This window comes from Bradyrhizobium sp. Gha (assembly GCF_900113735.1).
Classification (GTDB): domain Bacteria; phylum Pseudomonadota; class Alphaproteobacteria; order Rhizobiales; family Xanthobacteraceae; genus Bradyrhizobium.
Genome location: NZ_FOQM01000022.1, coordinates 112,015 through 136,654 on the forward strand (window position 1 = coordinate 112,015; position 24,640 = coordinate 136,654).

Genomic DNA, 24,640 nt, shown 5'->3' on the forward strand with positions numbered 1-24,640 from the left:
CCCCGGCGGGAGGCCAGGCAATCTGACCTTGTTTGACCCAGTATGCCGCACTGCAACATTGGACAAATTGTCCAATGTCCGGATTGCTGCGCCGCAGCTACCCCTTGGCCCCGCAAAGGAAACTCATTCTCATAAGGCTCGGCCCCGTGTCCCGTCTCAAGATCCTGGCGCTGCTACCCCTGGCGGTTGCGCTCAGCGGCTGCAACTATGTCGTGCTGGCGCCAGCCGGCGATATCGCGGCGCAGCAGCGCGACCTCGTCATCATCTCCACCGTCCTGATGCTCCTGATCGTCGTTCCCGTGATGGCGCTGACGGTGCTGTTTGCCTGGCGCTACCGCCAGTCCAATAGCTCGGCCCGCTACGAGCCGGATTGGGACCATTCGACCAAGCTCGAGCTGGTGATCTGGTCGGCCCCGCTGCTGATCATCGTGTGCCTGGGCGCGCTGACCTGGATGGGCACGCATCTGCTCGATCCCTATCGCACCCTCGGCCGCGTCCATGCCGATCGCGCGATCGACCAGTCCAAGGCGCCGCTCGAGGTCGACGTCGTCGCGCTCGACTGGAAGTGGCTCTTTATCTATCCGGACTACGGCATAGCCACCGTCAACGATCTGGCCGCGCCCGTCGATCGTCCGATCAACTTCCGCATCACCGCGTCCTCGGTGATGAACTCGTTCTACATCCCCGCGCTCGCCGGCCAGATCTACGCAATGCCGGGCATGGAGACGAAGCTGCATGCGGTGGTGAACCACACCGGCACCTACAAGGGTTTTTCGGCGAACTACAGCGGTGCCGGCTTCTCCGGCATGCACTTCAACTTCCAGGGTCTCGACGACAACGGCTTTGACGCCTGGGTCGCGCAGGCCAAATCCGCCGGCGGCTCGCTCGGCCGCAGCGAATATCTCCAGCTCGAAAAGCCGAGCGAAAACGAGCCGGTCCGGCGCTACGGCACCGTCGATACCGACCTCTACCGCCTGATCCTCAACATGTGCGTCGAGACCGGCAAGATGTGCCAGAGCGAGATGATGGCGATCGACGCCAAGGGCGGTCTCGGCCATGAGGGCCTGAACAACACCCTGCCGCTGTCCTACGACAAGTACGCCCGCCGTGGCACCGCGCTCGGTCCCGAGCCGAGCTTCGTCGCCGGCACCTGCACGCCGGATGCACCGCAAGGCGCAGCGACCGCCGCGTCCATCAAAGCTCCCCTCGATACCGCGCCGCTCGTCGGCGCCGGGCTGAGGCGGCCGACTTTCGCGCCGCTGAAGTCCTCGTCCTTCTTCCTCGGACAGCGTCCGAAGTCAGACTCCTAAAGAGATCCAGCATGTCTCCTGATCTTCTCAAGCTCATCTTCGGCCGTCTCGGCATCGATTCGCTGCCGCTGCACGAGCCGATCCTGGTCGGCACCTTCGTGATGGTCGCGCTCGGCGGCACCGCGTTGCTCGCCGGCCTCACCTATTTCCGCCTGTGGGGCTATCTGTGGCGCGAGTGGTTCACCACCGTCGACCACAAGCGCATCGGCATCATGTACATGATCCTCGGTATCGTGATGCTGCTGCGCGGCTTCGCCGACGCGCTGATGATGCGCGCGCAACAGGCGCTCGCGTTCAACGGCTCCGAAGGGTTCCTCCCGGCCCACCACTACGACCAGGTCTTCACGGCCCATGGCGTGATCATGATCTTCTTCGTGGCGATGCCGCTGGTGACCGGCCTGATGAACTATGTCGTGCCGCTACAGATCGGCGCGCGCGACGTGTCGTTTCCGTTCCTGAACAATTTCAGCTTCTGGATGACGGTCGGCGGCGCCGTACTGGTGATGCTCTCGCTGTTCATTGGCGAGTTCGCCCGCACCGGGTGGCTGGCTTATCCTCCGCTGTCCAATATCGGCTACAGTCCTGACGTCGGCGTCGACTATTACATCTGGGCGCTGCAGGTTGCCGGCGTCGGAACGACGTTATCGGGCATCAACCTGATCTGCACCATCGTCAAGCTCCGCTGCCCCGGCATGACCATGATGCGGATGCCGGTGTTCACCTGGACCTCGCTCTGCACCAACATCCTGATCGTCGCCTCCTTCCCCGTCCTGACCGTCGTGCTCGCGCTGCTCTCGCTCGATCGCTATGTCGGCACCAACTTCTTCACGAACGATTTCGGCGGCAGCCCGATGATGTACGTGAACCTGATCTGGATCTGGGGCCATCCTGAAGTCTACATCCTGGTGCTCCCCGCCTTCGGCATCTTCTCGGAAGTCACCTCGACCTTCTCCGGCAAGCGGCTGTTCGGCTACACCTCGATGGTCTACGCCACCGTCGTCATCACCATCCTGTCGTACCTGGTCTGGCTGCACCACTTCTTCACGATGGGTTCGGGCGCCAGCGTCAACTCGTTCTTCGGCATCACCACGATGATCATCTCGATCCCGACGGGCGCGAAGATGTTCAACTGGCTGTTCACGATGTATCGCGGCCGTATCCGCTACGAGCTGCCGATGCTGTGGACCATCGCCTTCATGCTGACCTTCGTGCTTGGCGGCATGACCGGCGTGCTGCTCGCGGTGCCGCCGGCCGATTTCGTCCTGCACAACAGCCTGTTCCTGATCGCGCACTTCCACAACGTGATCATCGGGGGCGTGGTGTTCGGCGCATTCGCCGGCATCAACTACTGGTTCCCGAAGGCATTCGGCTTCAGGCTCGATCCGTTCTGGGGCAAGCTGTCGTTCTGGTTCTGGGTCACCGGCTTCTACATGGCCTTCATGCCGCTCTACGTGCTCGGCCTGATGGGCGTGACCCGGCGGCTCCGCGTGTTCGACGATCCTTCGCTCCAGATCTGGTTCGTCATCGCCGCGATCGGCGCCGGCCTCGTCGCGCTCGGCATCGGGTGCATGCTGATGCAGTTCGCGGTCTCCTTCCTCAAGCGCGAGCAGCTCAAGGACGTCACCGGCGATCCCTGGGATGCGCGCACGCTGGAATGGGCGACCTCCTCGCCGCCGCCGGACTACAACTTCGCCTTCACCCCCGTCGTTCACGACAATGACGCGTGGTGGGACATGAAGAAGCGCGGCTACCAGCGTCCGCTGATCGGATTCAAGTCGATCCATATGCCCAGCAGCACCGGCACCGGCATCATTCTCGCCGGGTTCGCGACCGCAATGGGATTCGGCCTGATCTGGTACATCTGGTGGCTGTCGGCTGCGAGCTTCATCGCGATGCTCGCCGTCGGGATCGGCCACACGTTCAACTATCACCGCGACTTCGACATTCCGGCCGACGACGTCATCCGGACCGAGGACGCGCGCACAAAACTGCTCGCCGGAGCCAAGTAAATGACCATTGCCGTCAATCCCTCGCAAACCGGCGAGCCGGTCTTCTACGTCGCCGACGAACATCCGCATCCGGAAGGCTACAGCACCTCGCTCGGCTTCTGGATCTATCTGATGAGCGATTGCCTCATCTTCGCGATGCTGTTCGCCGCCTTCGGCGTGCTCGGCGCCAACTACGCCGCCGGGCCCGCGCCGAAGGATCTGTTCGACCTCGATCTGGTCGCGGTGAACACCTCGATGCTGCTGCTGTCGTCGATCACCTACGGTTTTGCCATGCTGACGATGCAGCAGAACAAGATCGCACAGACGCAGATGTGGCTATTGATCACTGGCCTGTTCGGCGCCGCCTTCATCGGCATCGAACTGACCGAGTTCGCCCACATGATCCATGAGGGCGCCACGCCGCAGCGCAGCGCCTTCCTGTCCGCTTTCTTCACCCTGGTCGGCACCCACGGCCTGCACGTCTCCTGCGGCCTGATCTGGCTGGTCACCCTGATGGTGCAGGTCTGGCGCTTCGGCCTGATCGAGGCCAACCGCCGTCGCCTGATGTGCCTGTCGATGTTCTGGCACTTCCTCGACGTGGTCTGGATCGGCGTCTTCACCTTCGTCTATCTTCTGGGAGTTCTGCGATGAGCACCGATACCCACGCAGCCGGCGCGCACGACCATCACCATGGCGAGGGCCACGCTCACAGCACGTTCTCGGGCTACATGCTCGGCTTCGTGCTCTCGGTGGCGCTCACCGCGATCCCGTTCTGGCTGGTCATGAGCGGCGCGTTGCCGAGCAAGCAGATCACCGCGCTGGTCATCATGGCCTTCGCGGTCGTTCAGATCGTCGTGCACATGATCTACTTCCTGCACATGAGCCCGAAATCCGAGAACGGCTGGAGCATGATGGCCTTGATCTTCACCATCGTCATGGTGGTGATCGCGCTGTCAGGTTCGCTGTGGGTGATGAACCACCTCAACAGCAACATGATGCCGATTCACGAGATGACGGGAATGAAGTGAGCGATCTCGTGAACCCCGGGGATAGCGAACCGCCCAATCCCTCAGGGGCTGCGCGTCCATCCCTGTGGCTCACGATTTTCTCGCTTGCGGCCGTCGCTGTTCTGATCGGCCTCGGCGTCTGGCAGGTCGAGCGTCGCGCCTGGAAGCTGGCGCTGATCGACCGGGTCGAGCAGCGCGTTCACGCACCGGCGCAGCCGATCCCCCCGAGGGCATCGTGGCCGACGATCACTGCTGCCAGTGACGAATACCGGCATGTCCGCGTCTCCGGCCGGTTCCTGCACGACCGCGAGACGCTGGTGCAGGCCGTCACCGAAGAAGGTCCCGGCTATTGGGTGCTGACGCCGCTTCAGCGCCCCGACGGCACCTCTATTCTGATCAACCGCGGCTTCGTGCCACCAGAGCGGCGCGACCCATCGACACGCCCGGACGGCAATCCGGACGGCCAGGTCGAGATTACCGGCCTGTTGCGCATCACCGAGCCGAAGGGCGGTTTCCTCAGGGACAACGTGCCCCAGCACAACCGCTGGTATTCGCGGGATGTCGCCGCGATCGCGGCCGCACGCGACCTTCAGAACGCCGCGCCCTTCTTCGTCGACGCCGATGCCGGATCCCAATCCGGCGGCGGTCCGATCGGCGGATTGACCGTGGTCCGCTTTCCCAATAACCACCTGATCTACGCGCTGACGTGGTTTGCCCTAGCTTTCATGCTTGCCGGCAGACTGATCGTCACATTCCGCGGCGGGCTGTTCCGCCGCAAGAAAGCCTCGAACGGCTTCGTCCACGAACCCCCCGGCGGCTCCGATGCCTCCGCCCGCAGGACGGGATCAGATGCTGGAACGATCGTCGAACCGACCTGACGACGGGAATACCTACGGCGAGCAGGCCGTCACGCTGCAATCGCAGGCGGACGCGCGCAGCGAGCTGATCGGCGCGGCCCCCACCGACGACGAGACCAATCGCAAGAACATGGCGCTGCTGATCCAGCTGCGCTGGACCGCAGTGGTCGGCCAGATCGTGACCATCGGCGGCGTGCATTTCTGGCTGGGCATTCCGCTACCCCTGACCCGGATGGGCGCGGTGATCGGCGCGCTGGTGCTGCTCAACGTCTCGAGCCTGGTCTGGGTGCGCCATCGCGCCGCCATCACCAACAACGAGCTACTGGTCGCGTTGATGCTGGATGTCGCCGCGCTGACCGCGCAGCTTTACCTGAGCGGCGGCGCCACCAATCCGTTCACCTCGCTGTTCCTGCTCCAGGTCACCCTCGGCGCGGTGCTGCTCGATGCCCGATCGACCTGGTCGCTGGTGGCGCTGACCTGCGCGAGCTTCGTGTGGCTGACGATCGCCTATCGGCCGCTCGATCTGCCGCCGAACCCACTGAGCGAGACCTACACCCTCACCGTGACCGGCATGCTGCTGGGCTTCGTTCTCAACGCCGTGCTGCTGGTCGTGTTCGTCACCCGCATCAACCGGAACCTTCGCGAACGCGACGCGCATCTGGCTGCGCTGCGCCAGCATGCTGCCGAGCAGGACCACATCGTCCGCATGGGCCTGCTTGCCTCCGGCGCGGCGCACGAACTCGGCACGCCGCTCGCCTCGCTCTCCGTCATCCTCAGCGACTGGCGGCGCATGCCCGATCTTGCCGCCGATCAGGAGCTCGCCGAAGACCTCACGGAGATGGAAACGTCGCTGCAACGCTGCAAGACCATCGTGACGGGCATTCTGGTGTCGGCGGGCGAGGCTCGCGGTGAAGGATCGTCGCCGACGACGGTGGCCGCCTTCGTCACCGCGCTGGTTGAGGAATGGCGCGATGCGCGTTCGGCGCAGACGCTTTATTTCGTCAACACCTTTGGCGAGGACGTCGCGATCGTCTCCGACATCGCGCTGAAGCAGGTGATCTTCAACGTCCTCGATAACGCCTACGAAGTCTCTCGCGAGTGGGTGGAGTTGCTCGCCGAACGCGAGGGTGACAATCTGGTGCTCTCGATCAGCGACCGCGGGCCGGGCTTTGCGCCGGAAATGCTGGCGCAGCTCGGAAAGCCCTATCAGTCGAGCAAAGGCCGCGCCGGCGGCGGCCTCGGCCTGTTCCTGGTTGTGAACGTCGTGCGCAAGCTCGGGGGCAGCGTGACCGCCGAGAACCACAGGAAGCGCGGCGCCACCGTCCGCCTGACCTTGCCGCTCGCCACACTTGCGATCGGAGGCAGCTTTGACGCCTGACCGCTCGCTCATCGTCGTCGAGGACGACGAAGGCTTTGCGCGCACGCTGAAACGTTCGTTCGAGCGGCGCGGCTACGAGGTCGTGCTCGCCGCCTCGATCGAGGACGTCCGCAAAGTCCTGGAGGACCGATCCTTCGGCTACGCCGTGGTCGACCTCAAGCTCGGCGGCGCCTCGGGGCTTGCCTGTGTCGAGCTGCTCCACACCCACGACGAGGAGATGCTGATCGTGGTGCTGACAGGCTTCGCCAGCATCTCGACCGCCGTCGAGGCCATCAAGCTGGGCGCCTGCCACTATCTCGCAAAACCTTCCAATACCGACGACATCGAAGCCGCCTTCACCAAGGCCGAAGGTAATGCCGAGGTCGCGCTGGACGTGCGGCCGACCTCCATCAAGACGCTCGAATGGGAGCGTATCCACCAGACGCTGATCGAGACGGATTTCAACATCTCGGAAGCGGCCAGGCGGCTAGGCATGCACCGGCGCACGCTGGCGAGGAAGCTCGAGAAGCGCCCTGTGAAGTAGGCAATGCTTGCGAGGGTCGAAATGCCCCGCGCGGCTACTGACCTCGCAGCCAGCCGCCGTTAAGCTGCCCCGGGGTGGCCGCGGCTCATTGGATCGCTGTGCGTCAAGAGCCCCAGCGAGGAGACTCCCCGTGACAACGCTCATCGATCGGTTCTACCGGCCTGCCGCGCTTTTGCCCGCCCGCAGCCAGCGGGACAGCGAAACCGTTCAATTTGCAAAGGCGGCACTCGAGGCTGGCAAAAAAGAGGGCCTGCAGCTGGCCGTCCGGGCGCGCTATATCGCCCTGGCGGTCATCGCTTGCCTGCTGATGGCCATCAACCCGGCATGGGAGCAGCTCTATTACGTGGCGTTGCTCGGCGTCTTCGCACTGATTGGCTGGGCCCAGGTCAGGGTGGGGCGGGTCGGCGTGTCGCGGGCAGAGCTGGCACTTTTGTTCTGCGACCTGGCGCTGCTCACAGTCGTCATCGTCGTCCCGAACCCATTCGGCACGACGCACTGGCCGGTGGCCATGCAATACCATTTTGGCAACTTCATCTACTTCTTCGTGCTGCTCTCGGGCGCCACGCTGGCGTATTCCTGGCGAACCGTGATCGCGGTCGGAACATGGACCTCGGCCCTCTGGGTGATCGGCATGGCCTGGGTGTGGTGGCAACCCGATCGCGATCCCGCGCTGACCGCCCGCATTGCAGAGGTGGTGGGCAGCGATCACAGGCTATTGGCGCTGATCTCGCCGAATGCGATCGGATTCGGCATTCGCATCCAGGAAATCGTCGTCTTCGTGATCGTGGCCGTGACGCTGGCGATCGCGGTCAGCCGCAGCAATGATTTGCTGATCCGGCATGCCGCAGTGGAACGGGAACGCGGCAATTTGGCGCGCTACTTCTCGCCCAACGTCGTCACGGAATTGTCGAAGCACGACGAGCCGTTGAAACAGGTGCGCACGCAAGACGTCGCGGTGCTGTTCGTGGACATCGTCGGCTTCACGGCCTTTGCGGATGTACGCGCCCCGGAGGACGTGGTGCGGACGTTACGCGAATTCCACGGGTTGATGGAGCAGGAGGTTTTCCGGCACGAGGGCACGTTGGACAAATATCTCGGCGACGGATTGATGGCGACATTCGGCACGCCCTTCGCAGGCCCGCGTGACGCCGGCAATGCCTTGTGCTGCGCCCAAGCCATGATCGCGGCGGCCGAGGCGTGGAACGCGCGGCGAACGGCGTCCGGTGAACCGGCGATGCGCGTCAGTTTTGGCCTGCACTACGGGCCGGTGGTGCTCGGTGACATCGGGCACACCTGTCTGGAATTTGCAGTGATCGGCGCGACCGTCAATGCAGCAAGCCGTCTCGAAGCGCTGACGCGCACGCTCGACTGCGCGCTGGTGGCAAGCAACGATCTGGTCAGTCGCGCCCGGCTCGAGCTCGGCAGCACGGCCCAAACGTTTGCACCGCTGATCGCCATGGATCCCCAGGCGATCCGCGGGCTGGAGCGGCCGATCGCCATCTGGGCCCAACCACGCGCGACGTCGTAGGCGACACGCGAGCCCGCTGGATCACGCGTCCAGACAAAAAGCCCGGCCAACCGGCCGAGCTCTCGATGTGATGCGATCGACGCGGGGCGCTTAGGCGGCTTCGTCGGCAACCGTGGTGTCGTCGCCATCGGTATCGTCGGTATCCGCCTCGCCTTCACCCTCGGCGGCTTCCGCCTTGGCGTTGCGGCGCGGGCTCTTGGCGAGTTGGGCCTCGATCTCCTTGACCGCTTCGGTTTCGGTCGAGTGCTGCACCACCGCGATCTCTCGCGACAGACGATCGAGCGCCGCTTCATAGAGCTGACGTTCGCTGTAGGACTGCTCGGGTTGCGACTCGGAGCGGTAGAGGTCGCGCACGACTTCCGCGATCGCGACGATGTCGCCCGAATTGATCTTCGCTTCGTATTCCTGGGCACGGCGCGACCACATGGTACGCTTGACGCGGGCGCGCCCCTTCAGCGTCTCCAGTGCCTTCTTGACCAGCGCGGGCTCGGACAGCTTGCGCATGCCGACGTTGGCGACCTTGGCCGTCGGAACGCGCAGCGTCATCTTGTCCTTGATGAAGTTGATGACGAACAGCTCGAGCTTCGCGCCGGCGATCTCCTGCTCCTCGATGGCCAGGATCTGGCCGACGCCATGAGCGGGATAGACGACGAATTCATTGGCCTTGAAGCCCTGACGCTGGGTCACGACCTTCTTTTCCTCGACCTTCGGCGCGGGTGCAGCGGCCTTCACGGCCGGCTTGGTAGCAGCAACGGGGGCCTTGGCAGGGGCGGCAGCAGGAGCCTTCGGAGCAGCGGGCTTGGCAGCGGGAGCCTTGGTGACGGGAGCCTTGGCAAGAACAGGCTTGGCAGCAGGCTTGGCAACGGTCGCTTTCGCGGCCGGTTTGGCAGTCTTGTTAGGCATTGCGCTTCTTTTGTGCTTCGAGGACTTTGCAGCCGGCGGCGCCTTGGCGGCGGTCCGACCCTTGGATGCGCTACGGCTGGCCGCGGCGACTTTTTTGGCCTCCTTATGGGAAGCCCTCGCTGAAGTACTCTTTTTACGCGTTTTCTGTGACACAGCCTGCGCGCGGAAACTGCCACGCCCCTGTTCGACATTTGGTTTCACGGGAACCCAACGGGGCCTACTGGGCTGACGGGGGTTCAGCTTAATGTGCCCAATATAGCACATTTCCCGCAAAAATCAATGATTTAGGGGTCTTTAGGGCCGGTTTTCGGCGTTGACGACGGTATTAGGGTTAAGTTTGCGCCGGAATTTAGTCACCGGAGCCGGGGTTGGGAGAAAAATACTTGTCGAACTTACCTTCCTGACCGTCGAATTCCTTCGCGTCTTCGGGTGATTCTTTCTTCTGGGTGATGTTCGGCCAGCTCTTGGCGTACTCGGCGTTGACCTGAAGCCACTTTTCCAGGCCCGGTTCCGTATCCGGCTTGATGGCGTCGGCGGGGCATTCCGGCTCGCACACGCCGCAATCGATGCACTCGTCAGGATGGATGACGAGCATGTTGTCACCCTCGTAGAAACAGTCGACCGGGCAGACCTCGACGCAGTCGGTGTACTTGCACTTGATGCAGTTTTCAGTGACGACGTAAGTCATCCAACGCTCCGAAAAGCTCTTTTAAAAGTCGCGGCTTCCGTAGCGCGGATGGCCCCGCGCTGCAAGATCGGGAAGGCGCGATCATGACGGCTTTATGTGCTCGATCGACCAAGAAATGAATAACTGGCGCAATTAATTGCGCTCTGCGTCGCCGAGCTCCTCGTAGAGCACACGCGCCGAGGCGGCATCGCCGCGGCGCTCGTTGAAATTAATCACCTTCAACACGCGCACGGTCCGGTCGAGCGCGACCGTGATGACGTCGCCGACCTTGATCGCATGGCCGGGCGATTTCTCGCGCGTGCCGTTGATGCGGACGTGTCCTGTTACCACGAGCTCAACCGCGGAGGTTCGCGCCTTCACCACCCGCGCGTGCCACAGCCATTTGTCGAGGCGCTGCCGCTCGGTCGTGGGACTACTCCTTGCGACCGGAGAGTTGCTCTTTCAGCGCGGCGAGTTTTGCAAACGGCGAGTTCGGATCGGCGGGACGATCACGCTCGCGCGGATTAGCGCTCGAGGCGTACGGACGCAACGACGGACCGCCCTGACGGTCGCGACCCTTATCGCGGTCGCGGCCCCTGTTGTCGCGGCCCTTGTCTCGCTCGCCGCCGAACTTCTTGTTGTCGCGGTTGCGATCGCGATCCTTGTTGTCGCGGTCCTTGCCCTGGAAGCTGCGATTCCGATCGTCGCGCCCTTCCTGGCGCGGCGCACCCTCGGCACCACCCTCGCGCGGCTTGCGAAAATCCCGGCCGCCATCGCGACGATGGCCACCGTGACGATGGCGCTCACCCGGCTTCGCACCTTCGGCAGCTTCGCCGGGCGCAGCCGAGGCGCCTTCAGCACCGGCCTGCGGACGCTGCTTGTTATGGCGCTGATGGCGATGGCGCTCGTGGCGCGGCTTGCGATCCTCGTGACGGCCGCCGGGACGCCAGACCTCGACGAGCTCGGGCTCGGCGGGCGTGGCTGCGGCCTCGACAGGCGCAGCGGCATCGGGAGATGCAGCGGCTTCCGCAGCGGCGGCCTCGGCCGGAGCGGCGTCAGCGGCAGCCTCCGCGGGCGCAGCAGCCTCTTCCGCGGGCGGCGCGATGCCGGGGGCATCTTCGGGCGTGACGGGGCCTTCGGAAGTTGCTTCGAGCGCCGGCTCTTCGTGCGCGGGCTCGTCGTGCTGCTCCATCCCGGGCGCGTCTTCGACGGTGACGGCTTCGATCGCGGCCTCAACGGGCGCGGCAGCCTCCTCGGTCGCAGGCGCCTCGGCAGAAGCTTCGGCGGCCGGCGTCTCCGCAGCAACAGGCGCAGCAGGCTTCGGCGGCAACGGCGCACGCTTCTCCATGCGATAGCCGAGCGCGCGCAGCACCGAGGCGAAATCCTCGCCGGCGGAGCCGGTGAGCGAGGTCATCGCCTGCGTCACCACGAAACCGCGGCCGTCGAATGCACCGGCGGGTTTTTCGCCTGGCGAATTATCGCGCCAGGCCAGCGCCGGGCGGATCAGGTCGGCAAGACGCTCCAGAATGTCGACGCGGACCGCGCGCTCGCCGGCCTGCTTGTAGCCGAGCACGCGATAGGCATCGCGCGGCAGGGTCTTGTCGACCGGGAACGAGGTGCGGCCGGACGAGGCCAGATGCTGCGCGCCAGACAGAGCCGAGAGATCGACGTTGTCCTGCTTCAGCGCCCACAGCAGGGCTGCGAGCGCGCGCGCGGCGGGCTTCAGGATGCCGGGGAAATAGATGTGATAGGCGCCGAAGCGGACGCCATATTTGCGCAACACCGCGCGCGAGGGCTGATCGAGATCCTTCAGCTCGTTGGCGATCTTGGGACGCTCGAGCACGCCGAGCGCCTCGACGAGCTGATAGGCGATGCCGCGGGCGATACCCGTGACGTCCTCGGCCTTCGACAGCTCGAACATCGGCCCGAGCAGCTTCTCGATATGCGTCTTGAGCCACAGGTCGAGGCGCGCCTGCACCTTCTCGCGGGGGCCACCCGTCAGGCGCTCGTCGGAGATGATGCGGATGCGCGGATGCAGCGCCTCCTCTGCGGCGGTCAGCCGCGCCACGGCATCGCCGGTCCAGCGAATGGTGCCGTCAGAGGTCAGCACGAACTGGTCGTCCGGCGCGTTGCCCAGTTTTTCGGCGCGCGTATTGATCTCGCCGGCGAGCACCGCTTGCGCGGCAGCCTGCAAGGCTTTCGCATCGGAGCCGGCTTCCGCCGCATCCGGTGCAAAGGTGAAGCCATCGAGGCGGCCGATGACATGGCCTTCGACGATGACTTCGCCGGTCTTGCCGATTTCCGTATTCAAGCTCGTGTTCTCCCGCAGGCGGCGCATCAATACACTGGTCCGGCGATCAACGAAACGCTCAGTCAAGCGTTCATGGAGCGCATCCGATAATTTATTTTCGACCTCGCGCGTGGTCCCCTGCCAGCGATCGGGGTCTTTCAGCCAGTCCGGCCGGTTGGCGACGAAGGTCCAGGTGCGGATTTGCGCGATCCGGGCCGACAGCGTGTCGATATCGCCGTCGATGCGGTCGGCCTGGTCGACCTGGGCGGCGAACCAGGAATCGGGGATGCAGCCCTTCTGCATCAGGAAGCCGTAGAGCGTCGTCACCAGCTCGGCATGGGCGGCCGGCGACAGTTTCCGGTAGTCCGGGACCTGACAGGCCTCCCACAGCCGTTCCACGGCGGCCTTGCCATGCGCGATATCGCGCACCTCGACGTCGCGGGCGGCGTGGTCGAGCACGCGCATGTCTTCGGCGATCGGGGCGCGCGTCAGCGTCTCGTGGCCCGGGGCCAGATTGAGCGAGACTTGCAGCGCGGCGAGGGAGGAGAAATCGAGCTTCGAGTTGCGCCATTGCAGCATCTTCACGGGATCGAAGATGTGGTTCTGAAGCGCGTTCACGAGCTCAGGCTCGAACGGGCCGCAGCGACCGGTCGTGCCGAACGTGCCGTTGCGCGTGGCGCGCCCGGCACGGCCGGCGATCTGCGCGAACTCGGCCGGCGTGAGGCGGCGGAACTGATAGCCGTCGAACTTGCGGTCGGAGGCGAAGGCGACGTGGTCGACGTCGAGATTGAGGCCCATGCCGACGGCATCGGTGGCGACGAGATAATCGACGTCGCCGTTCTGGAACATCTCCACCTGCGCATTGCGCGTGCGGGGCGAGAGCGAGCCCAGCACCACGGCGGCGCCGCCATGCTGTCGCCTGATCAGCTCCGCGATGGCGTAGACCTCGTCGGCGGAGAACGCGACGATCGCAGTCCGGCGCGGCTGGCGCGTGATCTTGCGATCGCCTGCGAATTCGAGCTGCGACAGCCGCGGCCGGGTGATCATGGAGACGCCGGGCAAGAGCCGCTCGATGATCGGCCGCATGGTCGCAGCGCCGAGCAGCAACGTCTCGTCGCGGCCGCGGCGGTTGAGGATGCGGTCGGTGAAGACGTGGCCGCGTTCGAGATCGGAGGCGATCTGGATCTCGTCGACGGCAAGAAACGAGACGTCGAGGTCGCGCGGCATCGCCTCGACGGTCGACACCCAATAGCGCGGACTTCTCGGCTTGATCTTCTCCTCGCCCGTGACGAGCGCGACGGCCTCCGGGCCGACGCGGGCGACGATCTTGTTGTAGACCTCGCGCGCGAGCAGGCGCAGCGGCAGGCCGATCATGCCTGAGGAATGCGCGAGCATCCGTTCGATGGCGAGATGGGTCTTGCCGGTGTTGGTCGGCCCGAGCACGGCGGTGACGCCGGCGCCAGGCACGCGATCGGACAGCGCGCGGTCGGAAGCGAAGGAGGAGGACGAGAAGGGCATATCTGGCTGATTAGGTAATAGCTGATCGGGCGAATGTCAGTGCTGTCTCGGGCGGGTGGGCAACTGTCTCACTTTGCGACGCTTTTCCCGTTCGCCTTAAGCCTCGGAACGACTCTAGAACGAATCGCGGCCGAATCGCTGACTCCCCTGGGAGTCCCGATACGTTCACGCAACATGTCGCGGGACTGTTGTTTCCATCGCACTAGATGGAGTTTTGCGCGGCCGCACAAGCGGCGTTTCGAGGACGGATTTCCTTAAGTTGGGGATGAGCGTGAGTCGAATCAGAATCGGGGAGGAGTCAAATGGATTCCCGGAGAATGGTGGCCCTCCGAGGCACGTCCTAAAACAACCCCATGCACAGTAGGTAAGTCATTGATGTTGCTAGGAGCGGATACAACCGGCGGGAAATCCGTCATCCTGAGGTGCGAGTTCCGCGGTGCGAGGCACCGCGGGGCGAGCCTCGAAGGATGGACGGCCCGGATGCGGCCGTGGTCCGCGCGGGGACAGTGGGGCTGGCGCCCTTCGAGGCTCGCCGAAGAGGCGAGCACCTCAGGGTGACGGTTCAAGGAAGGAAAGCGCGGCCAAAACCTATTGCGTCTTCGCGACCCGCGGCGGCTGGGCCGTGGTGATGAAGCTGGTCGCTTCCAGCATCGCAGGCCCGAGCGGCGTCGGCACTTTCAGCCAGAACGGGACCAAAACCCGCGTGCCCGCGATAGGCGCCAACGCGATCTCGATGTTGCGCTGGGCGGCGAGGTATTTGATCACGGGGCGGTCGGGGATGTAGCCGGCGATGGGCACGAAATAGAGCGCGCAGACCACGACCGGACCGTGATAGCCCTTCTCGGCCTTCACGGTCTCCATGCGCTTGAAATCGAGCTTGAGCTCGTAGCGCATGCGGCCGTCGAAGATCGGCGCGCCGCCGTGGCAGGCCTCGGGCGACAACGGATCGCCGTTTCCGGGCACGCGCACCAGCGAGGCCGTCATCGGATCGAACACGCCGCGCCGATGCGCCTCTGTGACGACGATGCGATCAGGGTCGACGGGCGGCTCCGGAATGATGCCGAACTCCTTCACATTGCCCTTGTCGAGGGTGATGTGGATCTCTTCGGTCTTCTTCGAGGTGGTGGTGGAGGCCTGGTAGGCGGTCGCGACCAGCGCGCCGTTGACGATGCGCCCCTGCGAGGCGCCGGTGCCGGACCCGCCCGCGAACGACTTCAGAATGCCGGTGGTGCCGCCGGAGGCCGCGGCCGAGAACACGTCGTCCTGGATATCGATGTTCCAGGCGCCGCGGCCGACCGGGATGCCCGATAGCGAGGCCTCATATTGCGCCTCGAGCTTGCCCTGCGCCGCCGCAGGCTCCGCCGCCCACGCCAGCATCAGCCCGCCAAAAGCGGCCAGAGCCAGCCTGCCGGCCGCACGCAGCCGGGGCGGAACGAGGGAGGTGGTGTGCACGACACAGTCCAATCGGAAGCGAGTTGTTGTTACTTAAGCCTGTTACGGCGCTAAGCAATGCGTCCAGACGCCAAAGGCCGGGAACTCACCGGAGTCTTTCGGAGGAGATTGCGCCCTTTATGTGATGGTAAGGCGTTTCAAACATTGCCGTTTTGGTGATTGGGGCGTGGCCCGGCGCCGGGCTTGGATACCTCTCGCCACCCACTCCGCTGTCATGCCCCGGCTTGACCGGGGCATCTAGTACGCCGCGGCGGACCTGGTGAGAGCGAGCTCACAACGCCGGCCTCTGGGATACTGGATCGCCCGGTCAAGCCGGGCGATGACACCTATTGCGGAGCACGAATCCCCGCCCAAAACCTTGACGTCCCGCCCCTTCCCCCCTATACGTCCGCCCGCTCCCTGCAAGGACAAAAGAATTAGCCCCCGTGGCGCCCCGAATGGCGGCCGCAATCGTTGGGGGTTCGAACCTGAGGATTTCTACCATGTCTCGCCGCTGCGAACTGACGGCCAAGGGCCCCCTCGTCGGCCACAAGGTCAGCCACTCCAACATCAAGACCAAGCGCCGCTTCCTGCCGAACCTGGTCAACGTGACCTTCATCTCGGAAGCGCTGGGCCGCAACGTGCGCCTGCGCGTCTCCACCAACGCGGTGAAGAGCGTCGACCACAATGGCGGTCTCGATGCCTACCTGCTCAAGGCCAAGACCGACGCCCTGTCGCCGCGCGCCGTCGAGCTGAAGCGCGCCATCGAAAAGAAGGTCGGCGACGCGCCGGTCAAGAAGGCCAGCTAAGAGATTTTGCGTTAGGGCGGGGGGCTAGGTTGCGTCGCGTGGCGTAGGCTTAGCCGAGTAGAGTTTGCGTTGCGGCCGGATCGAAAGATCCGGCCGTTTTAGTTGTGGCTTACCCTCACATGATCTTTTCAAACCGGAAGCCTTCACCTCCGCCGGGCAAGTCGTCGGCGCGATGACCGTGAGGGTCAGGATGGTGGGCATTGAAGAACTCGACGACCTTGAAGCCGCACTTGTTGACGTAGAAGTGAATATTCCGCTTCTCGAAGTACGGCGTGTGGGTTTGCCAGACGCGCGTCTTCGGATAGCTGCGCTCGATCGCGGTCCACGCCTTGTGCCCCAGGCCGCGGCCATGTTCGCCGCGCGATATGAAGAAGAGATCGAGCGAGTTGCAGTTGGTGTCGTCATCGATCGTGACGACAGCGCCGCCGACCTTCCGGCCCCGGCAGACGATCCGCAAGACCACCGCGCCTGGCGAAGCCGTCGCGCCGCCGAGATCCTCATCGGAGGGGATCGGGCCGTGCGGCAGTGAGCCGAACTCCGCGATGACGGCAACCGCGAAGGCCTCCTGCAGCTCTCTCTTGAATGCCTCGATGTCGCTGAGATGAGCAACGGTGAGCGTGATCTGATCATTTTCCATCCCGCGCCGATAGCTCATCACGATATCGAAGTCATGGCGGCGGAACGTCGCCCCCGGGTGTCGGGAGCAGGACCGTCGCTTCGCTGATCCCAACGCGGAGACACACCAGCCCTCCTCGCGGAGTCTACCCCCGAAAATCGATGCTGCGCAGCACGATGCCCGGCGGGGTGCCTTCGAACTCCGTCGCGCGGTACTTGCTCGCGGCGCGGGCTTCGATGCGGTCGCGGAGGCGGGTGAACTGAGCTTCGCGCTCGTCAGGGCGGGTCTGCGGGCCGCGTTCCAGAGCGTCCATGGCGGAGGTCGAGATCGCGCAGGGAATTTCCTTCGCACCGTCCTGCATCGAGAACTGGACGATGCCGCGGTCCTGTTCGTGACCGATGAAACGGCCGCTGGTGAGGGTCATGGGGTTCTCCTTTGCGACTCCAAGGTCGTGCCGCACCGGCGTAGCCAGCCACGAGCCGGTCGGCTTCATTGAAGCACGCTGTGGCACGCGCAGCTACGACAACTCGCTTCGGTGGCTATGGGTCCCGGATCTGCGCTTCGCTTGTCCGGGACGACAGCGGAGCAAGAACACCTGGGTCGCGACGGGCCTCAGCCCCCCTCGCCGAGTTTCGCAAAATCGTCGAACAGCGCGGCCACAAGCGCGCGGTGGCGGGTGTCTTCGGGCGGAAGGCTGGCGGCGTAGAGGTTGAGGACGTAGCGCGCCTTCACGGCGGCTTCGGACCAGGAGGCGGCGGGCACCGTCAGCATGCGACTTTCGAGATCGGCCTCGCGCTCGCGCAGCTCACGGACGTTGTTCTCGACCTCCGCCAGCACGCGGCGCAAATCGGTGGCCTTCTGCGCGGCCATGCCGCGATGCTTGTCGAGATCGACGGGTTGATCAGTCATGGGTGGCGCTCGAGTCCGCCGCTATCGCATCCGCAAGGTCGACAGAGCCGATCGACAGAAGCTCGGTGGCGCCGCGCAGGCCTTCGACCGGAACGGTGATCATGGTGGCGATGCGGCGCCAGACCTCGAACGACAGGCCATCGATCGTCTCCTCGTCGGTGACGACATCATAGGCGCCCGCCGGCAATTCGCGCGTGATGCCGCGGAGGTGGAACGGATGCTTGAATGTCACGGTTTCATGCCGCGAGCGGATGGTCATGCGCGCCTGCCTTTGCAAGTGGGCCCCCACCGACGCCGACTGAATTGAACATGCGCCCGTTGCGCGGCAATAGCCAGCACTATCGTCAGCGCCGCTGCGCGCAACGAGGGCGCAGCGCGAGGCGTGTTAGGCCTCGCTATTGCGGTGATGCGGGCGTAGGCTCGGTTGCATCACCGCACCTCGCGCCAGGGCATCGACCGTCTGCATGTCGCGGGCGTGCGCTGCAATCCGACGAACCGGATGAGCTCAAACCACCGGAGGAGAGCGACATGGCCAGGGGACAGCAACGCAGCAATCGCGAAGCCAAGAAACCGAAAAAGGACAAAGCCAAGGTGATCGCCGCGGCGCCGAGCCGCAAGGACGCGGCCTGGCAGCCGGAGATCGGCCAGGGGAAGAAGAAGTAGGTTTTGCGCCTGCTCCCGCCTGCGGCAGACGATCGCGCATGGATTTCATAGGACGTGCCGCGCGTGGCGGATGAGGGTTCTTTCCTGTTGCGGATTGTCCCCGTTGCAGAGACACCCTCTCCCCAACCCTCTCCCGCAGGCGGGAGAGGGAGCGCACCGCCTTCGCGGCAACCACCATCGTCTCCTCTCCGTCGCGCTTTTCCGCTATACGTGCTGAAGCTCGATCGCTGCCTGCGCAAGACCGAGCAGCCGCGGCAGATCGTGCTCCCGATCCCCGGGTCGGCTCTGCCGATCCCCGGGGCGGCTCTGCCGATCCCGGCGTCGACCCGGCGACGCCACCCGTAAACAACACCGCGCCCGCGTTAACCACGCATTAACCAACGCAGCCTAGCCTGCTGCAATCGTCCAGCCATCATTAGCCCGAAATGCCCTTCCCGGTTCGCTCCAGGAGAAGCGCCGATGTCTGTTGCGTTGTTGACGTATGCCGATCTGGGTGCCCGCCTCGATATCTCGCGCGAGGCCGCGCGGTCGCTGGCGCGACGGCGCCGCCTGCCGCGCTCGCGGTCGGATGACGGCAAGGCCCTGGTGAGGGTTGATTTCTCCGAGCTGCGCTACACGCCCCGCCCGCGAAGGGGCCGCCGGGCGGACCCCATCGCTGTGTCCATGGCAAGGATCGACGCCATCAAGACCGAGGCCTTCAAGGCGGAGATCGCGCGGCTCCAAGACGTCGCAACCGCCTACAGGGCCGTGTTCGAGCGCGAGCGTGACCGCGCCGAGCGCCTCGTCGTCGAGCTGCAGCAGGCGACCGCCGAGGCGACGGCCGCCAATGCGTGGGCGGCACGCCTGGAAGACGACATGGCGGCGCTGCGGACCGATCGCCGGCCGGGCGGCTCGCTCGCGGGATACGCCGCGCGTCGGCTGGGACATCTGGCCGCCGCCATCGTTCAGGCAGACCGCGCGATGCGCGGATAACACTCGAGACTTTCTTCAATCCCCGGCTTGCCGGACCAATCGCGAGGAAAACATGGCTGGGAATACCGACATTCACGAAATGAAAGCCCGCATCGTCGTGTTCGGCGTCGGCGGCGCCGGCGGCAATGCCGTGAACAACATGATCACGGCCGGGCTCGAGGGCGTCGAGTTCGTCGTCGCCAACACCGACGCGCAGGCGCTGGCGATGTCGAAGGCGCGGCGGCTGATCCAGCTCGGCACCAAGGTGACCGCGGGCCTCGGCGCCGGCTCGCAGCCGGAACTGGGACGCGCCGCGGCCGAAGAGGCGATCGATGCGATCCGCGAGCAACTGACCGGCGCGCACATGGTGTTCGTGACGGCAGGCATGGGCGGCGGCACCGGCACCGGGGCCGCCCCCGTCGTCGCCAGGACCGCGCGCGAGCTCGGCATTCTCACCATCGGCGTGGTCACCAAGCCGTTCTACTTCGAGGGCCAGCGCCGCATGCGCTTTGCCGAGGCCGGCATCGAGGAGCTGCTGAAGACGGTCGACACGCTCCTGATCATCCCGAACCAGAACCTGTTCCGGGTGGCCAGCGAGAAGACCACGTTCGCCGATGCCTTCGCCCTTGCCGACCAGGTGCTCTATTCGGGCGTAGCCTGCATCAGCGACCTCATCGTCAAGGAAGGCCTGATCAATCTCGATTTCGCCGACGTCCTCTCCGTCATGAAGGAGAAGGGCAAGGCCATGATGGGACGGGGCGAGGCCTCGGGCGAGAAGCGCGTGCTCGCCGCCGCGGTCGCTGCGATCTCCAATCCGCTGATCGAGAACCCCTCGATCAAGCGCGCCAGCGGCCTCATCATCTCCATCACCGGCGGCAAGGATCTCATGCTGTACGAGGTCGACGAAGCCGCTACCCGCATTCGCGACGAGGCCGACCCGGACGCCAACATCATCGTCGGCGCGTCCTTTGACGAAAGCCTGGATGGCATCGTCCGCGTCTCGGTGGTGGCGACCGGGATCGACAATCTCGACCCGGCGCAGGCGCTGCCGGTGGAAACCGCCCTCACCCAGCTCGCCGGAAAGCTGCGCAATGACGGCCGGCGCATCGCCGATCGCATCGAGCGCAGCGCACCTTTGCCGCAAGTGGGCAGCCCGCCGCTCCGCCCGCAGCCGCACCACCCCGTCGGCCCTCCGGCCCGGTTGGGTCCGGACCATGCGCGCCACGCGGCGATTCAGCCGCTCGATCCTTACGGCCGCACCGCTCCGCGCAATGCGCCCGACGAAACCGTTCTCGATATCCCGGCCTTCCTGCGCCGCGCCGCCAACTGAGCGGTGGCGAGCGGCGTCTGACTCAAGATGTAGCCAAAAAAGCGAGCGCTCGCGGCCCAGCCCGTCATGCCCGGCCTTGTGCCGGGCACCCACGTCTTTGTTCCAACCAACCAAGCAAGACGTGGATGGCCGGGTCAGCCCGGCCATGACGCTGTGGAAACTTGAGACGAGCTTCCCGCGCTGCGCAGCGCAGCGAATTCACGCGGCCGTGCTGCGCGGGCTCTCTGAGACGTCCTTCTTGTCCGCCTCCTTGTCGCGCGACAGCCAGGCCGGAAAGCGAAGCAGGCGTTCGTTGGGGTCTTTCGGCAGCTCGATGGCCGGCGCTTCAATGGCCGAACTCGGCAAGTCCAGCGCCGCCTGTCCTGACCGCACCGCATCCGCGCGCTGATCCAACTCGCGCAACAGGGGATCGAGCACGCTGTCGATCTCGGTCGCCACCGACACCAGGAAACTGTTGAGCTCGCGCGCTTCGGGCACGACGGCCGTCGCCTGCTCGATCGCCTTGGAGAGACCGTCGACGACGGGCGCAAACGCGCCGGCCGCCTGCCTGATTCGCGTCTTGATGACTTCGATCTCGGCCAGGACGCGCTCGCGCTCCCGCCTTTTCTTCTCCTCGACGAGGCGCGCTTCGATTTCGGCGATCTGGGCCGCCACGGTCGTGGCTTCGGATGCGAGCGCATCGCGCCTGACGCGCGCGCGATCGAGATCGCGGCTGAGATGGTCCACTAAGTCGTCCTTTCCGAACATGGCTTTGCTCCGTAGGACAGGCGTTTTGCCCTGTAGGACGGCCCTGGCGCGAACCGCGAGCCTCGCCACCCACCGGATGGCCGGATCGGCCGAAACAGGCATCAACTTCGGTCGCGTCACATGGGCCGACATGGTGATCCCCCCATTCATCACCATTAGGCGACCGCATGGTTAACAGGAGGTTAATGTCAACAGACGATGCGGATGGGTTTATCCCGGCGCCGCCTTCGTCTCCTCGCTGCCACCCATTTCCGCTATACTCGCCCCGGTAGCATCACCCGGAGGCGCATCCCATGGAGCACGCGGCCCGACCCGCCCCCAAAAACCTCGTCATCTGCTGTGACGGCACCGGCAACGAGATCTCGGAGAACATCTCCAACGTCCTGAAGCTCTATCGCTGCCTGCGCAAGACCGAGAAGACGCATCCGCGGCAGATGGTGTTTTACGATCCCGGGGTCGGCACGGTGACGGAGCCGTCGACCTGGAACAGGTGGAAGGCCAACATCAAGACGGTGCTGGGGCTCGCCACCGGCTACGGGCTCGATGACAACGTGTTGTCGGCCTATGGCTTCCTGGTCGAGCATTATGCGCCCGGCGACAAGATCTTCCTGTTCGGCTTCTCGCGCGGGGCTTACACGGTGCGCGTGCTGGCGGGGCTGATCCACAAGGTGGGGCTGATCTCGCCGGAGCAGGCGAACCTCGCGGGCTCGGGCCTCATCGCCTACAAGCAATATTCCGGGCTCGGGCGCGGCAACGACATCGAGGACCTCAAGGACATCGCGGTCGACGAGCAGGGGCCGCTGCCGAAGGACGCATTCGACCTCGCCGCGCAGTTCGCGCGCATCACCTCGACGCGCTGGCCGACCATCCATTTCATCGGCGTCTGGGACACGGTGGCCAGCGTGATCGTGCCGCGGCGCGACGTGTTCTTCCTCGTGTTCAGCCTGGAGGAGCTGGCCTTCACGCTGCGCAATCCGAGCGTCAACATCTTCCGCCAGGCGATCGCGATCGACGAGCGGCGCTGCATGTTCCGCCTGAAAGAGTATGAGGAGCCGCAGCAATACTGGAGCAATCGCTACGTGCGAGACGAGAAGAAGGTCCCGCAGGACATTTTGCAGGTATGGTTCGCCGGCGTGCATTGCGACGTCGGCGGCGGCTATCCGGAAGCCGAGAGCGCGGAATCGAAATATCCGCTGCTGTGGATGATCGAGGAGGCCGCGAAAGCGGGCCTGAACTTCAACCCGCGCACCGTGAACCAGCTGGCCTGGGGCATTCAGCGCAGGGCCTCGCCGTTCAGCTATGTCGCGCCCGCCTACACCGGGAGAGCCGGCAAGCTGCACGATTCCATGAGCGCGGCCTGGCGCGTGCTGGAATATCTGCCGAAGAGCGCGACATACAAGGAGTGGCCGGAGCGCAAGGTCTTTGCAGGGTTCTACATCCCCGATGGCGAACCGCGCTTCATCCCCGAGGGCGCGTATGTGCATGAGAGCGTATTGAAGCGCATGGCGGTCGAGCCCGGGTATCGGCCGGTGAATTTGCCGAAGGAGTACGTGACGGTGCCGATGCCGGTGCCGCCGGGGGTGGATCTGGCGCCGGGCGGGGAGCGGGACGGGGTGACCGAGGAGGTGTGAGGGCGATGGGGTCTCTCCACTCGTGAGGAAACAGGGTCGCGCTTCATCTCAGCCGTCATCCTGCGAACGCAGTGGACTTGCGTCCCCACCCCACTACCGCCGCTTTCTCGGATCGCCGCTACTTTTCATTAAAATTCTTCCGCCCGCTTTAGTCTGATCGCATCAACTGCCCCTCATCATTGGAACCCTGCCACCGCGCCTTGTTTGGGCATGATCTGATCGAAGAACTTTTTCGGATCATGCCGCCGCGGACTTGGAGGAGAGTGCCAATGCATCCGCGTCGACATGCCCGTGTCAAACCCGCCGGCCTGGTGTCCCGCCAGGCCAAGATCATCACCGACCCGCGCGCGCCCGTGATCGTCTGCACGCTGATCGATTATTCGCCCGGCGGGGCCTGCGTCGATCTCGGCGGCCAGGTGAAGATTCCTGATCGATTCGAGCTGCTGCACGTGAACACGAAAAAGCGGTGCAGGATCGCCTGGAAGCGCGGCACGCGGGTGGGCGTGGTGTTTTGAGGGTGGTGGATTCGTAGGCGTCGCTCCACGGCAGATGCGCCCCCTCTCCCGCTTGCGGGAGAGGGTCGGGGAGAGGGCTGTCTCCGCAGAGAGAGTCCCCCAGCGGAGAGAGCCCCCACCCGGCGCTTCGCGCCGACCTCCCCCGCAAGCGGGAGAGGTGAAGGAGCCCGCGGCGATATCTTGAGAACAGCGAACTGTCGCTACGCCCGCATCCTGGCCTTCGCGCCCGCGACGATCTGCATCGTCACGCCGGCGATCCAGGCGATCAGCACCAGCAGGGTCAGCGCGTCGTGCGGCTCGAGGCGGAGCACGATGACGGCGACGGAGGCAAGTGCCGCCAGCGTGGCGCACAGCGTGCCGGCGGAGCTCAGGAATTCCGCGGCGTCGATCTGGCTGTGCGCGTCATCGAAGGGCAGTTGCGGCGTGTCGATGCCGAGATAGAAGCCGATCACGCCGAGCAGCATCATCAACAGCAGAAAGCCCTGCGTGGTGAGCGAGGTGAAGGCCGATCCGACATAGGCGCCGACGAACAGCCCGCACGCGGCACCGGCCATCGCCAGCCCCAATCGCTCGAACACGTGGGCGGTCTTGCGAACACGAAACCGCATGGCGGACCTCCGTGATGCCCCTGAGGTCGGGAGGTTAGGCCAGTTTTGGCCGGTGCGGAAGGTGAAGAGAGTTACGGATATGTGAAGTGGCCGGACCGTTACCCCTGCTGATAGCGCCGTGGCGCGAGCTGGGCAGTGGCCGTCATCTGCCCTCCACCGTCATTGCGAGCGCAGCGAAGCAATCCAGCCTCGTTCGGCGGTGGGATTCTGGATTGCTCACATGGGGAGTTTGCGTGTCAAGGTGTTTGATCAGCTCTTTGTTCGATTGCAGGCCAGCTCTTCGTCCCGACCGTGGAAGTGTGAAGATGGCGCGCGCAGGTCACGTCAAGGTCGGCCCGGAGGGCCGCCGCGCAGCGGCTTGACCTTGACTTGACCGAGCACGCCATCAGGCTGGTGTGGTCGGGCGTAGCGGCGGAAGCTCCTTTCGGTTTGCGATCCAAGGGTCGAGCCGGTTTTGGCAA

General features: G+C 64.9%; 24 protein-coding genes and 1 pseudogene. 14 read left to right on the plus strand and 11 right to left on the minus strand.

From position 1 onward, the window contains the following. Nucleotides 1-146: 146 nt before the first annotated feature. The 8 genes from cyoA to BM222_RS24625 all read left to right on the plus strand — a co-directional run bounded on the left by cyoA (nt 147) and on the right by BM222_RS24625 (nt 8,591). Entirely contained in the window at nt 147-1,310 is a 1,164-nt protein-coding gene (cyoA, locus tag BM222_RS24590) for a ubiquinol oxidase subunit II (protein WP_092233378.1), read from the plus strand. An 11-nt stretch (nt 1,311-1,321) separates the two neighbouring features. After that, nucleotides 1,322-3,319, plus strand: coding sequence for a cytochrome o ubiquinol oxidase subunit I (cyoB, locus tag BM222_RS24595; RefSeq protein ID WP_092233381.1), 1,998 nt, complete (start codon nt 1,322-1,324; stop codon nt 3,317-3,319). Beyond that, nucleotides 3,320-3,949 carry a cytochrome o ubiquinol oxidase subunit III gene (gene cyoC / locus BM222_RS24600; protein ID WP_092233382.1) on the plus strand — a complete coding sequence of 210 codons (630 nt, stop codon included), beginning with the start codon at nt 3,320-3,322 and terminating at the stop codon, nt 3,947-3,949. It abuts the gene before it with no gap. Further along, nucleotides 3,946-4,326, plus strand: a complete 381-nt coding sequence (gene cyoD / locus BM222_RS24605) for a cytochrome o ubiquinol oxidase subunit IV (protein WP_092233386.1) — start codon at nt 3,946-3,948, stop codon at nt 4,324-4,326. Before cyoC ends, cyoD begins: the two co-directional genes overlap by 4 nt. After that, nucleotides 4,323-5,183 carry an SURF1 family protein gene (locus BM222_RS24610; protein WP_092233388.1) on the plus strand — a complete coding sequence of 287 codons (861 nt, stop codon included), beginning with the start codon at nt 4,323-4,325 and terminating at the stop codon, nt 5,181-5,183. The genes cyoD and BM222_RS24610 overlap by 4 nt, the downstream gene beginning before the upstream one ends. Then, complete coding sequence (locus BM222_RS24615) at nt 5,155-6,540, plus strand: ATP-binding protein (protein ID WP_177243431.1); 1,386 nt, start codon at nt 5,155-5,157, stop codon at nt 6,538-6,540. The genes BM222_RS24610 and BM222_RS24615 overlap by 29 nt, the downstream gene beginning before the upstream one ends. Continuing rightward, a complete protein-coding gene (locus BM222_RS24620) occupies nt 6,530-7,063 on the plus strand; it encodes a response regulator transcription factor (protein ID WP_092233395.1) in 534 nt (177 codons plus the stop codon). Before BM222_RS24615 ends, BM222_RS24620 begins: the two co-directional genes overlap by 11 nt. A 130-nt stretch (nt 7,064-7,193) precedes the next feature. Next, nucleotides 7,194-8,591, plus strand: coding sequence for an adenylate/guanylate cyclase domain-containing protein (locus BM222_RS24625; protein WP_092233398.1), 1,398 nt, complete (start codon nt 7,194-7,196; stop codon nt 8,589-8,591). 90 nt (nt 8,592-8,681) lie between these two features. On the opposite strand, the gene BM222_RS24630 is transcribed toward BM222_RS24625, so the two are convergent. The 5 genes and pseudogenes from BM222_RS24630 to BM222_RS24650 form a co-directional block, all read right to left on the minus strand. Then, nucleotides 8,682-9,494: a CarD family transcriptional regulator gene (locus BM222_RS24630; protein ID WP_177243432.1), complete on the minus strand. Its 813-nt coding sequence runs from the start codon at nt 9,492-9,494 to the stop codon at nt 8,682-8,684. A gap of 349 nt (nt 9,495-9,843) precedes the next feature. Next, a complete protein-coding gene (gene fdxA / locus BM222_RS24635; protein ID WP_092233404.1) occupies nt 9,844-10,182 on the minus strand; it encodes a ferredoxin FdxA in 339 nt (112 codons plus the stop codon). Nucleotides 10,183-10,314: 132 nt separating this feature from the next. After that, nucleotides 10,315-10,584 (minus strand): annotated as a pseudogene (locus BM222_RS24640) (RNA-binding S4 domain-containing protein); the annotation flags it as partial. 10 nt (nt 10,585-10,594) lie between these two features. After that, complete coding sequence (locus BM222_RS24645; protein WP_092233410.1) at nt 10,595-13,969, minus strand: helicase-related protein; 3,375 nt, start codon at nt 13,967-13,969, stop codon at nt 10,595-10,597. A gap of 588 nt (nt 13,970-14,557) precedes the next feature. Then, nucleotides 14,558-15,346, minus strand: coding sequence for a DUF3108 domain-containing protein (locus BM222_RS24650; protein WP_092233486.1), 789 nt, complete (start codon nt 15,344-15,346; stop codon nt 14,558-14,560). 557 nt (nt 15,347-15,903) lie between these two features. On the opposite strand from BM222_RS24650, the gene rpmB reads away from it, so the two are divergent. Then, the gene (gene rpmB / locus BM222_RS24655; protein ID WP_092233411.1) at nt 15,904-16,209 is read left to right on the plus strand and encodes a 50S ribosomal protein L28; all 306 of its coding nucleotides are present in this window, start codon (nt 15,904-15,906) and stop codon (nt 16,207-16,209) included. Between the two features lie 115 nt (nt 16,210-16,324). On the opposite strand, the gene BM222_RS24660 is transcribed toward rpmB, so the two are convergent. The 4 genes from BM222_RS24660 to BM222_RS24675 all read right to left on the minus strand — a co-directional run bounded on the left by BM222_RS24660 (nt 16,325) and on the right by BM222_RS24675 (nt 17,993). Then, a complete protein-coding gene (locus tag BM222_RS24660) occupies nt 16,325-16,864 on the minus strand; it encodes a GNAT family N-acetyltransferase (protein WP_244547227.1) in 540 nt (179 codons plus the stop codon). A 106-nt stretch (nt 16,865-16,970) separates the two neighbouring features. Continuing rightward, the gene (locus BM222_RS24665; protein ID WP_092233490.1) at nt 16,971-17,249 is read right to left on the minus strand and encodes a DUF1488 family protein; all 279 of its coding nucleotides are present in this window, start codon (nt 17,247-17,249) and stop codon (nt 16,971-16,973) included. Nucleotides 17,250-17,437: 188 nt separating this feature from the next. Continuing rightward, nucleotides 17,438-17,734 carry a hypothetical protein gene (locus BM222_RS24670; protein ID WP_092233413.1) on the minus strand — a complete coding sequence of 99 codons (297 nt, stop codon included), beginning with the start codon at nt 17,732-17,734 and terminating at the stop codon, nt 17,438-17,440. After that, on the minus strand, nt 17,727-17,993 hold the full coding sequence (locus BM222_RS24675) for a hypothetical protein (RefSeq protein ID WP_092233416.1): 267 nt from the start codon (nt 17,991-17,993) through the stop codon (nt 17,727-17,729). The genes BM222_RS24670 and BM222_RS24675 overlap by 8 nt, the downstream gene beginning before the upstream one ends. A 269-nt stretch (nt 17,994-18,262) precedes the next feature. Here BM222_RS24675 and BM222_RS42860 point away from each other — a divergent pair, with 269 nt between their 5' ends. The 3 genes from BM222_RS42860 to ftsZ all read left to right on the plus strand — a co-directional run bounded on the left by BM222_RS42860 (nt 18,263) and on the right by ftsZ (nt 20,678). After that, the gene (locus BM222_RS42860; protein ID WP_283810257.1) at nt 18,263-18,397 is read left to right on the plus strand and encodes a hypothetical protein; all 135 of its coding nucleotides are present in this window, start codon (nt 18,263-18,265) and stop codon (nt 18,395-18,397) included. A 459-nt stretch (nt 18,398-18,856) separates the two neighbouring features. Further along, nucleotides 18,857-19,369, plus strand: coding sequence for a hypothetical protein (locus BM222_RS24680; protein ID WP_092233419.1), 513 nt, complete (start codon nt 18,857-18,859; stop codon nt 19,367-19,369). A 52-nt stretch (nt 19,370-19,421) separates the two neighbouring features. Further along, complete coding sequence (ftsZ, locus tag BM222_RS24685) at nt 19,422-20,678, plus strand: cell division protein FtsZ (protein WP_092233422.1); 1,257 nt, start codon at nt 19,422-19,424, stop codon at nt 20,676-20,678. A 198-nt stretch (nt 20,679-20,876) separates the two neighbouring features. Here the strand turns inward: ftsZ and BM222_RS24690 are convergent, their stop codons facing one another. After that, on the minus strand, nt 20,877-21,425 hold the full coding sequence (locus BM222_RS24690; RefSeq protein ID WP_244547228.1) for a hypothetical protein: 549 nt from the start codon (nt 21,423-21,425) through the stop codon (nt 20,877-20,879). 293 nt (nt 21,426-21,718) lie between these two features. Here BM222_RS24690 and BM222_RS24695 point away from each other — a divergent pair, with 293 nt between their 5' ends. Both BM222_RS24695 and BM222_RS24700 read left to right on the plus strand, forming a co-directional pair. Further along, nucleotides 21,719-23,056: a T6SS phospholipase effector Tle1-like catalytic domain-containing protein gene (locus BM222_RS24695; RefSeq protein ID WP_092233425.1), complete on the plus strand. Its 1,338-nt coding sequence runs from the start codon at nt 21,719-21,721 to the stop codon at nt 23,054-23,056. Nucleotides 23,057-23,325: 269 nt separating this feature from the next. Further along, entirely contained in the window at nt 23,326-23,571 is a 246-nt protein-coding gene (locus BM222_RS24700; RefSeq protein ID WP_164987974.1) for a PilZ domain-containing protein, read from the plus strand. 200 nt (nt 23,572-23,771) lie between these two features. Here the strand turns inward: BM222_RS24700 and BM222_RS24705 are convergent, their stop codons facing one another. Further along, entirely contained in the window at nt 23,772-24,179 is a 408-nt protein-coding gene (locus BM222_RS24705; RefSeq protein ID WP_092233428.1) for a hypothetical protein, read from the minus strand. Nucleotides 24,180-24,640: the final 461 nt, after the last annotated feature.